At 68.5% G+C, this 13,321-nt stretch carries 14 protein-coding genes; 4 read left to right on the top strand and 10 right to left on the bottom strand.

The features are described 5' to 3' along the window. Positions 1-64: 64 nt before the first annotated feature. A complete protein-coding gene (locus ACGFIF_RS35850; protein ID WP_393160637.1) occupies positions 65-766 on the top strand; it encodes a pyridoxamine 5'-phosphate oxidase family protein in 702 nt (233 codons plus the stop codon). Here the strand turns inward: ACGFIF_RS35850 and ACGFIF_RS35855 are convergent. From ACGFIF_RS35855 to ACGFIF_RS35875, 5 genes are all read right to left on the bottom strand, one after another. Beyond that, complete coding sequence (locus ACGFIF_RS35855; protein ID WP_393160639.1) at positions 763-1,554, bottom strand: ABC transporter permease; 792 nt, start codon at positions 1,552-1,554, stop codon at positions 763-765. The genes ACGFIF_RS35850 and ACGFIF_RS35855 overlap by 4 nt on opposite strands. Next, the gene (locus ACGFIF_RS35860) at positions 1,551-2,510 is read right to left on the bottom strand and encodes an ATP-binding cassette domain-containing protein (protein ID WP_393160641.1); all 960 of its coding nucleotides are present in this window, start codon (positions 2,508-2,510) and stop codon (positions 1,551-1,553) included. Before ACGFIF_RS35860 ends, ACGFIF_RS35855 begins: the two co-directional genes overlap by 4 nt. Positions 2,511-2,653: 143 nt before the next feature. Next, positions 2,654-3,178 (bottom strand): EXLDI protein, encoded by a 525-nt coding sequence (locus ACGFIF_RS35865; protein WP_393160643.1) that lies wholly within the window; start codon positions 3,176-3,178, stop codon positions 2,654-2,656. Positions 3,179-3,254: 76 nt separating this feature from the next. Continuing rightward, entirely contained in the window at positions 3,255-3,863 is a 609-nt protein-coding gene (locus ACGFIF_RS35870) for a hypothetical protein (RefSeq protein ID WP_393160645.1), read from the bottom strand. 46 nt (positions 3,864-3,909) lie between these two features. Continuing rightward, positions 3,910-4,515: a hypothetical protein gene (locus ACGFIF_RS35875; RefSeq protein WP_393160647.1), complete on the bottom strand. Its 606-nt coding sequence runs from the start codon at positions 4,513-4,515 to the stop codon at positions 3,910-3,912. A gap of 81 nt (positions 4,516-4,596) precedes the next feature. Here ACGFIF_RS35875 and ACGFIF_RS35880 point away from each other — a divergent pair, with 81 nt between their 5' ends. After that, positions 4,597-5,043 carry an Lrp/AsnC family transcriptional regulator gene (locus ACGFIF_RS35880; protein WP_393160649.1) on the top strand — a complete coding sequence of 149 codons (447 nt, stop codon included), beginning with the start codon at positions 4,597-4,599 and terminating at the stop codon, positions 5,041-5,043. A 272-nt stretch (positions 5,044-5,315) separates the two neighbouring features. Here the strand turns inward: ACGFIF_RS35880 and ACGFIF_RS35885 are convergent, their stop codons facing one another. Continuing rightward, complete coding sequence (locus ACGFIF_RS35885; RefSeq protein WP_393160651.1) at positions 5,316-5,576, bottom strand: cell division protein CrgA; 261 nt, start codon at positions 5,574-5,576, stop codon at positions 5,316-5,318. Between the two features lie 111 nt (positions 5,577-5,687). Here ACGFIF_RS35885 and ACGFIF_RS35890 point away from each other — a divergent pair, with 111 nt between their 5' ends. Together ACGFIF_RS35890 and ACGFIF_RS35895 are read left to right on the top strand one after the other, a co-directional pair. Further along, positions 5,688-6,458, top strand: coding sequence for a DUF881 domain-containing protein (locus ACGFIF_RS35890; RefSeq protein WP_393160653.1), 771 nt, complete (start codon positions 5,688-5,690; stop codon positions 6,456-6,458). A gap of 24 nt (positions 6,459-6,482) precedes the next feature. Continuing rightward, positions 6,483-7,100, top strand: coding sequence for an aminodeoxychorismate/anthranilate synthase component II (locus ACGFIF_RS35895; protein ID WP_393160655.1), 618 nt, complete (start codon positions 6,483-6,485; stop codon positions 7,098-7,100). Positions 7,101-7,149: 49 nt separating this feature from the next. Here the strand turns inward: ACGFIF_RS35895 and pknB are convergent, their stop codons facing one another. From pknB to ACGFIF_RS35915, 4 genes are all read right to left on the bottom strand, one after another. Next, complete coding sequence (pknB, locus tag ACGFIF_RS35900) at positions 7,150-8,976, bottom strand: Stk1 family PASTA domain-containing Ser/Thr kinase (protein WP_393160657.1); 1,827 nt, start codon at positions 8,974-8,976, stop codon at positions 7,150-7,152. Positions 8,977-9,088: 112 nt separating this feature from the next. Continuing rightward, positions 9,089-10,540 carry a peptidoglycan D,D-transpeptidase FtsI family protein gene (locus ACGFIF_RS35905; protein ID WP_393160659.1) on the bottom strand — a complete coding sequence of 484 codons (1,452 nt, stop codon included), beginning with the start codon at positions 10,538-10,540 and terminating at the stop codon, positions 9,089-9,091. Then, positions 10,537-11,937, bottom strand: coding sequence for an FtsW/RodA/SpoVE family cell cycle protein (locus ACGFIF_RS35910; RefSeq protein WP_393160661.1), 1,401 nt, complete (start codon positions 11,935-11,937; stop codon positions 10,537-10,539). The genes ACGFIF_RS35905 and ACGFIF_RS35910 overlap by 4 nt, the downstream gene beginning before the upstream one ends. After that, positions 11,934-13,313: a PP2C family protein-serine/threonine phosphatase gene (locus ACGFIF_RS35915; RefSeq protein ID WP_393160663.1), complete on the bottom strand. Its 1,380-nt coding sequence runs from the start codon at positions 13,311-13,313 to the stop codon at positions 11,934-11,936. The genes ACGFIF_RS35910 and ACGFIF_RS35915 overlap by 4 nt, the downstream gene beginning before the upstream one ends. Between the last annotated feature and the right edge of the window lie 8 nt (positions 13,314-13,321).

The following is a 13,321-nucleotide window of genomic DNA, read 5'->3' on the forward strand; positions in this document are numbered from 1 at the left end:
GGACTACCTGTTTCGCTCGGGATTGGACCGTGCCAGCATGCCACTGATCCCGGAACCTGGTCATATGACCACCACGCCGCTGCCGCCGACCGCCGCGCCGCTCTCGCCGACCGACCGGACGTCTGTGCGCCGTTCGAAGGAACGCGCCGCCACCGACCGCCAGGTCCTGCACGACGTACTCCTCGACGGCATGTTCTGCCACCTGGGTGTCGTGGTCGACGGCGCTCCCCTCGTGCTCCCCACGGCGTACGGCGTGGATCTCGACCGCGGGCCGGACGGCACCCTGTACCTCCATGGGTCGGTCGCCGCCCGCAGCGTGGTCGCGGCACCGGAGCAGACCATCTGCGTGACCATCACCCACACCGACGGACTGGTCCTGGCTCGCTCGGCTTTCCACCACTCGGTCAACTACCGCTCGGCGGTGATCTTCGGCGTACCGCGCCTGGTGACCGACCCGGACGAGAAGCTTCACGGGCTCAACCGGATCGTCGACCACCTGGTCCCCGGCCGCTCCACCGCCGTACGCCCGCCGAACCGGAAGGAACTGGCCAAGACCTCGGTCCTCGCGCTCTCCCTGACCGAAGCCTCGGTCAAGACCCGCTCGGGACCCGCCAACGACGAGGAGCAGGATCTCGACCTGCCCTACTGGACTGGTGTGATCCCGCTCCAGGTCGTGGCCGGCCAACCGCTCACCAACCCTGACTGCGATCTGCTCGTGCCCGCGCACGTCCGCACCCGCGCGAACCTGCTCGGAGCTCCGTCCTAGGCGACCGTGCCCTTGTTGTAGCTCTTCTGGGCCCAGAAGTAGCCGACCAGAGCGATGGCCAGGCACCAGGCGATGGCTAGCCAGCCGTTGCCGCGGTCCATCGGCATCCCCAGCAGCAGGTGGCGCAGGGTGTCGATGATGATGGTGAACGGCTGGTACTCGGCGAACCAGCGGATGCCGCTCGGCATCGCGTCCAGCGGGATGAAGGTGTTGCTCAGGAAGGGCAGCAGCAGACTGATCGGCAGGACGATGTTGCTCGCCCCTTCCGGGGTCTTGCTGGTCAGGCCCAGGGCGATCGCGAACCAGGTCAAGGCGACGGTCAGCGCGATCAGCAGCCCACTCGCCAGCAACCAGTCTCCGACCGACGCGTTCGGGCGGAAGCCGATCAGGACGGCGAAGCCGACCACCAGGGCCAGGCTGATGATCGTCAGGATCACATTGCCCAGCACGTGCCCGGTCAGTACGGCCGGCCGGAAGATCGCCATCGTCCGGAACCTGGCCACGATGCCCTCGGTCATGTCCATGGAGGCGCCGACCGCGGGGGACATCGTCCCGGACGCGATCGACATCAGCAGGATGCCGGGGGTGAGGAAGTCGATGTAGTCGAAGCCGTTGGCGCCGCCGAGACCGGCCGAGAAGGTGTCGCCGAAGACGAGGCCGAACAGCAGCATCATGACGACCGGCATCCCGAGGGCGCCGAGCGACAGGCCGGGGTAGCGCAGGGCGTGCCGCAGGTTGCGGCGCAGCATCGTGGCGGTGTCGGCCATCGGGTAGGACACGGTGCTCATTTGCTCGTCACTTTCTCGTCGGTGTTCTCGTGGGTGGTGGGCTGACCGGTGACGGCGAAGAACACGTCGTCCAGGTCGGGGGTGTGGACGGTCAGCTCGTCCACTTCGAGGGAGGCGTCGTCGATCCGGGCCAGCAGGGAGCGCAGCGTGTGGACGCTGCCGTCGCTCGGCACCTGGAGGACCAGGGCCTCCTCGTCCCGGGACGCCGACGGCAGCACCTGGGCGGCCAGCGCGAACTCTTCCGGCGCGGTGAACCGGAGCCGGATGTGCCCTCCTGGCACCAGCCGCTTCAACTGCTCCGGGGTGCCCTCGGCAACCAACCGGCCGTGATCCAGTACGGCGATCCGGTCGGCGAGCTGATCCGCCTCCTCCAGGTACTGCGTGGTGAGGAAGACCGTGACGCCGGTGGCGACCAGGGCACGGATCAGCTGCCACATGCTGTGCCGGCTGCGCGGGTCGAGACCGGTGGTGGGCTCGTCCAGGAAGATGATCCGCGGGCTGCCGACGAGCGTCATGGCCAGGTCGAGGCGGCGCTTCATGCCGCCGGAGTACGTCATCGCCATCTTCTGACCGGCCTCGACCAGGTCGAACTGCTCGAGCAGCTCGTCCGCCCGGCGGCGGCCCTCGGCGCGGCCGAGGTGGTACAGGTCGGCCATCATGATCAGGTTCTCCCGGCCGGTGAGCAGTCCGTCGACCGCGGAGAACTGACCGGTGACGCCGATCGCGGCGCGCACCTCCTCCGGGTTCTGATGCAGGTCGTGGCCGGCCACCCGGATGTCGCCGGCGTCGGCGGTGATCAGGGTGGACAGGATCTGCACCGCGGTGGTCTTGCCGGCGCCGTTCGGGCCGAGCAGCGCAAAGATGGTGCCTTCGGCAACGTTCAGGTCGATCCCGTCCAGGACGACCTTGTCGCCGTACGACTTGTGCAGACCGCGCACGTCAATTGCTGATGACATGAGTTCCTCGCTTGTTTTTGGGCAGGGTCGACCTGGCCCAGTGGCCTAAGGGGTGTGGGAGGAGAGATTCAGGGCGTGCTGATCCGGCCGAGCCGCGGGTGCGGTCGGTGGATCAGGGCTGTTCTGTTAGGAGCGGTGCGGAATCAGATGTCGAGGTCCTCCACCGCGGGCTGTTGGTCGGCCTCTTCGACCAGCGCGTAGAGGTCCTCCGGGATCAGGTCCCGCAGTTCCTCGATCGAGTCCACGACGTACAGGGTCGCCTCGCCCTGCGCCATGCTCCAGGACTGGTCGGTGCTCCAGTTGCCGATCCAGCTGCGCCAGCCGGTGAGGTACTCCTCGTCGCTGGCGCCCTGGACGAACTGGTTGCGGCGGTCCGCGTGCAGGACGAACTTTCCGGTGCGGCTGCGGTAGATCTTGAACGCCTCGTAGCCGTTCTTGCTGGATCGGCCGCCTTCGGCGAGCAGTACGCCGGAGAACCGCTGCTTGCGGCCGGTCCCCCGGCCCACCCGCACGGTGATCTCGTCGTACCCCTCGAGTCGGCCTTCCTCCAGCTCGACGTACTTGCGCAGCGCGATGGAGATCGCCGAGGACAGGTTCCCGGCGAGCTCCTGCGCCTTCTTGTACAGCGGCAGGTCGTCGTCCGACACGTAGATCGTCTTGTTGGGCATCGTCTTCTCTCCTCCTACGTAGAACTATACGTAGAAGGTACGTAGATGTCTACATATATCTCTACGTAGACGTGCCTCAGCGAGGTGAGTAGAGCCAGGGCTGCTTGAGGTCGAAGAACGTGGGCGGGCCGGCGGCCAGCGCCTGCATTTCGTCCATCTGCGCCTGCAGCTCCGGCGGCGGCGTCTTCTGCTCGCCTTCGCGGGCCTCGGCCTCGCTGGTGAAGTACATGGCCATCGTGTAGTCGCCCTCGTCGTACATCGCGGCCACACTGCCGATGACGTCGGGCCGGAAGTCCGCCCACAGCTCCGGGTCCTGGCCCATCAGCTCGCGAGCGCGCTCGGGGTTGCTGCCCGCGCCCTGCATGACCTGCACGAAGCCGGCCGCGTCGGGCTCACCCTGGACGTCGACGATGACGTCGTCGCTGTCGTGGAAGCTCGCGTCGCCGCTGAGCACCGACGAGAACTCGTGCCACCACTTGTCCTGAGCGGGCGATTCGCTGTTCCGGCGGGCGGCCTCGGCGGACTCGAACCGCGCCAGCGCGATGAACCGTCCGTCCTCGGTGACCCCGGCGGTGGTCCCCAGCCAGCCGGTCGCCTCGGGCGCCAGCTCCTCCACCCACCGGTCGAACGCGGCGTGTGCCTGCTCGGCGTCTGCCACCTGTCCCTGAATGACCTGAACGAACATGGTGAGACCCTCCCCGTCTCTCAAGCCGTTGGTCGGCACCTCGACGTTACGCCCGGCTCCCCGCCGCGTCGATGCTCGCGAGAGGTACGGCGGTACGGCGGGTGCGCGCCAGCATCAGCACGCTGGCGAGGACCCCGGTCGCGCCGAGCGTGATCAGCCGGGAGTCGGTTTTCCACAGCCCGAAGGCCAGCCAGCAGGACAGTTCGCCGAACACCAGCGCCCAGGTCAGCTGCGAGATCCCGGTCGGGTGAGCGGTCCGGTACGCCGTCCAGAGCGAGGGCGCGACCTGGACGATCGAGGCGGCGGCGAGCAGTGTGCCCAGGCCGACCCGTCCGCCGACCAGACCCGCGACAGCGAGCAGGCCGGCCCACCCGGCGATCCAGCCGACCGCACGCCGGTTCAGCGCGCCACGTCGTACCAGCATCACCGCGACAGTGCCGGCCAGCACGCTCGCGGCGGTCGAGGGCAGGCTCGCGGTCCAGTAGCCCGACAGCATGAAGTACACGAACCAGGCCGCGTTGTTGAGGCTGGTCAGCGTCGCCCACGACCAGGACACCCCGGCTGTGTCACCGGTCGCGCGCAGCTTGAGGATCTGCGGCAGGTACTGCGGGATGCCGAAGACGGCGGCGGCGATGGGCAGTAGGTCGAGCATGCCGCAAGAATACGTCTGATCCGGCGACGATATCGTGCGAATTTATGCTCGATCGCCGCAGACGGCGATAGGATCCTTTCCATGGATGCGATCGATCGCAAGATCCTTGCGGTGCTGCAGGCCGAGGGCCGGCTGACGGTGACGGAACTGGCCCAGCGGGTCGGGTTGAGTGCGGCGCCGTGTCATCGGCGGATGCGGGAGTTGGAGCGGTCCGGGGCGATCTGTGGATATCGGGCCGTGGTCGACCCGGCTGTGGTCGGGCGCGGGTTCGAGGTGCTGCTCGCGGTGACGATGGATCGGGAGGAGTCGGTTGCCGCGTTCGAGGCCGGCCTGGCCGAGATCGAAGACGTGGTGCACGCGGAGCGGCTGTTCGGTGAGCCGGACTACCTGATCCGGGTGGCGACCGCGGATATCGCCGCGTTCCAGAAGTTACGGGACGAGAGACTCGCCCGGCTGCCCGGGGTGCAGCGGATGACGTCCACCATCGTGATGATGCGGGTGGTGGACAATCGGCCGTTGCCGACGTGAACGCTGTGGAAACTGGCTGGCTCAAACCTCGCTTATCCACAGATTTCTGGGAATCTTCGCCGGAGATCGTGGAGAAGCCGGGGACAACCTGGGGACGAATCGCCGAAAAGCTGTGCACAGCTGGGGATACGGGTGTGGATAACTCCACGCCTGTGATTCTGCGCGCCCGCGCTGCGGCAGTTGACCACGGACCTGAGCCGGGTGCGCCCGATCACCGGCTGAGGCCTCGTACAGCTGCCCCGCTGAGGAGCTCAGCGGGGCTCAGCGCCGGACTAGATCCACTGGGTGGACACGACGAAGCCGACCGCGATCAGGCCCATACCGATCAGCAGGTTCCAGTTGCCCAGGTCGTTCATCACCGGGATGTCCTGGCCGGCCACGTAGAAGACGACCAGCCAAGCGAGACCGAGCAGCCAGCAGGTCAGCATCAGCGGCGCCACCCAGACGCGGCTGGTGGTGCGCGGCTTCTTCGGCGTCTTCTCCGCCTTGACCTTGTCGGTCTTCTTCTTGTTGCGACTGCTCGACTCGGGCACGACTGAACTCCTTGTAAGGACGCATAAGCTGAGCGCTGAGGCCTCGGCCCGGACCTGATTGGGGTCCGGTCCCGGGTTAGCGTAGTGCAGAGAGCAACATGGAGATCACGGGTGCGTAGGTTGAGGCGTATTTCGCTGTGGCGGGCAGGGGCACCGCTGGCGCTGTTGTGCGCCGGTCTGCTCTTCGCGACCAGCGCCACCAACGCCCGGGGCACCGACCTGCGCCCTAGCCGCAACACTACGCTCGCCGGGCTGGTCGAGGAACAGAGCCGCCGCAGCGCGAGCCTGGTCCGTCAGCACGCGGCGCTGACCCAGGACATCGAGAAGCTGCAGGCGCAGCAAGGCTCGATCGATCCGAAGCTGTCCGAGCAGCTCAAGGAACTGTCCGACCAGGTGGGCACGACGCCCGTCACCGGTCCGGGACTGACCGTCACGCTGAAGGACGCACCGCGTGAGGTGGTCAAGGACAACCCGGACGTCGACGCCGACTGGCTGGTGATCCACCAGCAGGACATCCAGGCCGTGGTGAACGCGCTCTGGGCCGGCGGCGCGGACGCGCTCTCGATCCAGAACCACCGGGTCATCTCCACCACCGGGATCAAGTGCGTCGGCAACTCGGTCGTCCTGCACGGTGTGCCGTACCTGCCGCCGTACAAGATCACCGCGATCGGGGACCGGCGGAAGCTGCAGAAGGCGCTGGACGACTCGCAGTACATCGAGAACCTGCAGGACTACGTGGTGAAGTTCCAGCTCGGCTACGAGGTGAAGAACGAGTCGTCGATCGCGATGCCGGCGTACGAAGGCACCCTCGACCTGCAGAGTGCGACCGTGCCCGGCTTCGAGCGGACTCCCTCGGTCAGCCCGACGGCCAGCGGCCGGTAGGCCTGAGCTGTCACAATGGACCGCATGCCGCGGATCCTTGTCGTCGACAACTACGACTCCTTCGTCTACAACCTGGTCCAGTACCTGCAGCAGTTGCAGGCCGAGACCACCGTGCTGCGCAACGACGAGGTCACCCCTGACCAGGTCACCGAGTACGACGGTGTCCTGCTCTCCCCCGGCCCCGGTACGCCGGAAGAGGCCGGAGCGTGTGTGGACATCATCAAGGAGAAGGGCGGCGAGGTCCCGATCTTCGGCGTCTGCCTTGGCCTGCAGGCGATCGGCGTCGCGTACGGCGGGGTGGTCGGCCGGGCCGACGAGCTTCTGCACGGCAAGACCAGCCAGGTGTTCCACGAAGGCGCCGGTGTGCTCGCCGGGCTGCCGTCGCCGTTCACCGCGACCCGGTACCACTCGCTGGCGATCGCCGAGGGCACCGTGCCTGACGTCCTGCAGGTGACGGCCCGGACCGAGGCCGGCGTGATCATGGCGGCCCGGCACCGCGACCTCCCGGTCGAGGGCGTCCAGTTCCACCCGGAGTCGGTGCTCACCGAGGGCGGCCACCGGATGCTGGCCAACTGGCTGGTGACGTGCGGCGACCCGGACGCGGTCGCCCGCTCGGCCGGCCTGGCTCCCGTCGTCAGCTGAACCGACAAGAAGCCCCCCGCGCTGTGCAAGCGCGGGGGGCTCTGTCGTGTCAGCCGCCGATCGTGATGCCCGGCGTGGTCGGGATGGTGGGCGGAGGCGACTCCGTGTCGCTCGGCGTCGGCGTCGGCGACGGCTCTTCCGCGTCGTTGACCGTCAGCGTGATCAGGGTGCCCTTCGGGGCCTTGCTGCCGGCCTTCACACTCTGCTTGAGCACGGTCTGGTCGGCCGCGTTCGGGTCGTTGGCGGTGGCGTAGCCGACCCGGAAGCCGAGACCCTTCAGCGTCGAGGTCGCGTCGTCCTGCAGTTGGGTGACGACGTTCGGCACCTCGACCTGCTCGACGCCGGACGACACGGTCAGGGTGAACTCGGTGCCGGACGGGTACTGTCCGCTCGGGTCCGGGCTGACCGCCAGGACGGTGCCCTTCTTCTCTCCGCTGTCCTGCTCCTGGGTAGCTTCTTTGACCTTGAAGTTCGCCGCGGTCCCCTCGAGAGCCTTCCGGGCCTGCGACTCGGACTTGCCGATCACGTCCGGCACCGGGAACGCGCTGCGGCCGGCCGAGAACACCACGGTGACGGTCGAGCCCTCTTCCGCCTCGGTCCCGGCTTGCGGAGTCTGCCGGAGCGCCAAGCCCCGGCCGACCGTGTCACTGGCCTCCGACGGTCCCTGCGCGAACACGAGCTTGTTCTCGGTGAGCAACGCGGTCGCTTCCGCGACCGTCTTGCCGCTCACATCAGGTACGGCGACCTTGGCCGGCGGATTCGCCGTACCGCCGTTGTCGTTGCCCATGTTCGTGAACAGGGCGTAGGCGCCGACCGCCACGGCCACGATGGCCAGGCCGAGCAGGAAGTAGGCGAGCCCGCGATTGCGCCGGGCCCTGGCCGCCTGGGCCTCGTCGAGATCGTCGCCGTCCGGTGGCAGCAGGTCGTCGGCAGCGGTCTGCCGGTAGGCCTGGGTGGCCGCGGTCGGAGACACCGCCGGGATCGCACGGGTCTCGCCGATCGCGGCCATCGGCGCGGTCACCTGCTGACCGGCCAGTACCCGGTGGATGTCCTGCCGCATCTCGGATGCGCTCTGGTAGCGCTCCTCGCGGTTCTTCGCCAGCGCCTTGAGGACGACCGCGTCGACCTCCGGCGGGATGTCGGGGTCGAACGACGACGGCGGCAGCGCCTGCTCCCGGACGTGCTGGTAGGCCACCGACACCGGCGACTCACCGACAAACGGCGGCCGGCCGGTCAGCAGTTCGTACAGCAGGCAGCCGGTCGAGTACAGGTCGGAGCGGGCGTCGACGGTCTCGCCGCGGGCCTGCTCCGGTGACAGGTACTGCGCCGTACCGATGACGGCCGCGGTCTGGGTCATCGTGGAGGAGGTGTCCGCGACCGCCCGGGCGATGCCGAAGTCCATCACCTTGACCTGGCCCTGCGGGGTCAGCATGACGTTCCCGGGCTTGATGTCGCGGTGCACGATGCCGGCCCGGTGGCTGTAGTCGAGTGCCTCGAGTACGCCGGAGGTGATCTCCAGCGCCCGCTCCGGCATGATCTTGCGGCCCTCGCGGATCAGGTCCCGGAGCGTCTTGCCGGTCACCAACTCCATCACGATGTACGGAATGGTGACGCCGGATCCGTTCGGGTCGGGCTCCTCGCCGGTGTCGTAGACCGACACGATGGTCGGGTGGTTCAGCGAGGCGGCCGACTGGGCCTCCCGCCGGAACCGGGCCTGGAAGGTGGCGTCACTGGCGAGGTCGACCCGCAGCCGCTTGATCGCAACGGCCCGGCCGAGCCGGTTGTCGACGCCCCTGCGGACATCGGCCATGCCGCCGCGGCCGAGCGGTTCGCCTTCTTCGTACCGGCCGCCGACAAGACGTGCCTGCGATGTCATGACTCTGCCTTCCAACCTGTCCGGAACACACTCAACTTGCCCACGGTAGCGGCCGCCACACGTGGATCCCCGTTGGAAAGACGCGCTGTCACGGCATCATTCCGTATCGTGGTCATTGGCCCAGCACCGCCTCCATCACCCGTTTGGCGATCGGTGCCGCCAGGGTTCCGCCGGCGATGTCGTTGCGCGGGATGTTCGCGTCCTCGATCATCACGGCCACCGCGACCTTCGGGTCGTCGGCCGGGGCGAACGCGGTGAACCAGGCGAACGGCGGGCGGTCCTTCGACGTCTGCGCCGTACCGGTCTTGCCGGCCACCTGGACGTTGCTGATCCGGCCCGGCCGGCCGGTGCCGTTGTTCACCACGTCGACCATCATCGCGGTCAGCTGGGCCGCGACCTCCGGGGTGACCGCCTGGTGCAGCTCCTCCGGCTTGGTCTCGGAGACCGTCTTCAGGTCCGCGGTCTTCACGTTCTGGACCAGGTAGGGCTTCATCACGGCGCCCTGGTTCGCGATCCCGGCGGCGACCATCGCCATCTGCAGCGGGGTGGCCCGGACGTCGAACTGGCCGATCGCGGACTGCGCGGTCTGCGGCTCGTTCGGGTCGCCGGGGAACTGGCTGGCGACCGCGCCCAGCTCGGGCAGCTGCCGCTCGCCGAAGCCGAACTTCGCCGCCTGCTCGGCCAGCGCCTCGGCCTTCAGGTCCAGGCCGATGGTGCCGAACGCGGTGTTGCAGGAGTAGCGCAGCGCGATCGTCAGCGTCGCGTTGTCGCTGCCGCCGCAGTTCTGGCCGTTCTCGTTCACCAGCGGGACGGTGGTCTGCGGCAGCGGCAGCTCGGCCGGCGAGTGCACCTTGGTCTCCGGCGTGTACTTGCCACTCGACAGGGCCGCGGCCGCGGTGACCAGCTTGAACGTCGAGCCCGGCGGGTAGAGCTCCTTGACCGCCCGGTTCGACATCGGCTTGCTCGGGTCCTCGTTCAGCTGCTTCCACGCCGCGCTGACCTTGTCCAGGTCGTGCGAGGCGAGCCGGTTCGGGTCGTACGACGGCCGCGTCGCCATCGCGAGCACCCGGCCGGTCTTCGGCTCGATCGCCACCACCGCGCCGGTCTTGCCGGCCAGTCCGGCGTACGCCGCCTGCTGCGCGGCGGCGTTCAGCGTCAGCGTCACGCTGGCACCCTGCTGGCGGCGGTTGGTGATCACGTCGATCACCCGGCGGAACGCCATCGACGGGTCGGACCCGTTCAGCTCGGCGTTCTGGGTCAGCTCGATGCCGGCCCGCCCGTACAGGTAGGAGTAGTACCCGGTCACCGGTGCGTAGACCGGACCGGACGCGTACGTGCGCTGGAACTGGAACCGGTCGTTCGACGGCTTGCTCTGCGCGACCGGCGTACTGCCGATCAGGATCGGGCCGCGGTCGACCGAGAACTGCGAGTCGCGCACCCGCCGGTTGTCGTTGCGCGCGTTCAGGTCGCCGGCCCGGAAGGCCTGCAGGTACGTCGAGTTCGCCATCAGCGCGAGCATCAGGATGATCGCCGCCATGGCCAGTCGCCGGATCGCCGAGTTCACTGCTTCTGCACCGCCATCGCGATCGTTTCGTCGGACACTGGAGCGGCCGGGGTCTGCGGCCGGCGCGCCTGGTCACTGATCCGCAGCAGCAGCGCGATGATCGCCCAGTTCGCGACCAGCGACGTACCGCCCAGCGCCATGAACGGCGTGGCCAGACCGGTCAGCGGGATCAGCCCGGTGACACCGCCGACGATGACGAACACCTGCAGCGCGAACGACATGGCCAGACCGGTCGCGACCAGCTTGCCGAAGATGTCCCGGCAGCCGAGCGCGGTGCGCAGACCGCGCTCCACGATGAGTGTGTAGATCAGGATGATCGCCATCAGCCCGGTCAGGCCGAGCTCCTCGCCGAACGAGGAGATGATGAAGTCGCTCTGGCCGTAGAAGCCGAGCAGTTCGGGGCGGCCCTGGCCCAGGCCGCGGCCGAGCACACCGCCCCAGGCCTGTCCCATCAGCGCGGTGGCGACCTGGCCGCCGACCTCGTTGAACGGGTGCAGCCAGTCGTCCACGCGCTTCTGGACGTGGCCGAAGGTCTGGGACGCGAAGAACGCGCCGCCGGCGAACAGCAGACCACCGATGATCAGCCAGCCGGCCCGCTCGGTGGACACGTACAGCAGGATCAGGAACAGGCCGAAGAACAGCAGCGACGAGCCGAGGTCCTTCTCGAAGACGAGGACACCCAGGCTGACCGCCCAGGCGATCAGGATCGGGCCGAGGTCGCGGGCCCGGGGCAGGTCGAGGCCGAGGAAGCGGTGCCCGGCCAGGGTCAGCACGTCCCGCTTCACCACCAGGTAGCCGGCGAAGAAGATCACCAGGAAGAGCTTCGCGAACTCACCCGGCTGGAACGACATCCCGAGGAATCGAACCCAGATCTGCGCGCCGTTGATGTTGACGCCGAGACCCGGGATCAGTGGCAGCACCAGCAGGATCAGACCGGCCAGGCCCGCGGTGTAGGTCAGCGCCTGCAGCCGCCGGTGGTCGCGGATCAGCAGGATGACGGCCAGGAACAGGACGACGCCGACCGCGGTCCAGGTGATCTGCTGCGGTGCGGCGGCCGCCCGTGGCTCCCGTCCGGCTGCCTCCGCGGCAGCGGCCAGGCCGAGGTCGACCCGGTGGATCATCGCCACGCCGAGCCCGTTCAGTACGACGGCGCACGGCAGCAGCACCGGGTCGGCGTACGGCGCCCGGTACCGCAGGGCGAAGTGGGCGATCAGCGCGAGCAGGCCGATCCCGGCGGCGTAGTACCCGGTGCTGGCCGGGACCTTGTCCTGGACAGTGATGCCGATGTTCACGTACGCGCCGACCGAGACGATGATCGCGATGATGAGCAGCAGCAGTTCCACCCCGCGCCGGCTGCGCGGGATGATCTGGATGACGGACGTCGACGCGATACTCATCGGACGCCGTCACAGTCGTCGGGGTTGACCGTGCCGGTGGTCGGCGAGGTCGTCGGCGTGGTGGACGGTGTCGTGGTCGGCGGCTTGACCGTGGCCGGCGGTGCCGGCACCGTCGTACTCGGCTTCGGCGTGGGAGTCGGGGTCGGCTTGGCCTTGGCGGCGCACTCGGCGGCGGTCCGCTCCAACTCGCTCACGATCGTCCGCGCGCCGGCCAGGTCGTCGGCTTGGATGTTGCTCTCCACCTGCTCGCGGCTGTACGTCGGCAGCTTGTCCACCTGCAGGGTCTGCTTCTCGTACACCTTCGACAGCGTCAGGCCGGGGATGGTCCCGTCCACACCCTTGAAGATCGCGACATAGTCGCCGTCGGTGCCCACGTAGTACTGCTTCTGCGTCCAGCTGTACGCGAACCAGGCGCCGCCACCGATCAGCCCGAGGATGACGAGCAGGACGGCGATCCGCCGCAGCCACGGGAAGCGCTTCGGCGGCCGCGGTGCGTACCGCAGCTCCTCCGGATCGAGCACCGCGCCGTGACCACCACCACCGCCACCGCTGCCATGCCCAGGTACGACGACCGTCGGCTCGCCGCGACCTGTCCCGCCCTGAGCCAGCTCAGCGGCCGCGCCGACGAGCTGCGGGTTGGCCTCGCTCGACGGCTGCGTCTCGACCACGTCCGCGACGACACACGTGACGTTGTCGTTCGACCCGGCTTCCAGGGCGTGCGTGATCAGCTCCACCACCACGGAGTCCGGCGTACCGTCGGCCATCGAGGCCGCGATCACCTCGTCGCTCACGTAGTCGGGCAGGCCGTCACTGCACAGCATCAGCCGGTCACCGGCGCGGACGTCGAGGATCTCCAGGTCCGGATCGGAGTCCGGCCGGCCGTCGAGTACGCGGAGGATCAGGTTGCGGTGCGGGTGGGTGAAGGCCTCTTCCTTGGAGATCCGGCCCTCGTCCACCAGCGACTGCACAAAGGTGTGGTCGTGGCTCAGTTGGTAGAGCAGCCCGTCGCGCATCCGGTACGCCCGGGAGTCGCCCAGGTGGGCCAGGCCGAGCTGCTGCCCGTCGAACATCAGCGCGGTGACGGTGGAACCCATCCCCTCTCGCTCCGGGTCCTCCTCGACCAGCTCGGACAGGCGCTCGTTCGCCCGGTGCACCGCACCGGCCAGCGCCTCGATCATGTCCTCACCGCTGATCCCCGACGCGTCCAGCTTCCGGATCACCTGGACCGCGGCCGCACTGGCCACCTCACCGGCCGCCGCGCCGCCCATTCCGTCGGCGAGCAGCAGGAGGTGCGGACCGGCGTACGCCGAGTCCTCATTGTTGCGGCGCACCCGTCCGACATCGGACAGTGCGGCGTAGTCGAGCGAGAGGGTCATTGAGGCAG

This window comes from Kribbella sp. NPDC049174 (genome assembly GCF_043197365.1).
Lineage (GTDB): Bacteria > Actinomycetota > Actinomycetes > Propionibacteriales > Kribbellaceae > Kribbella.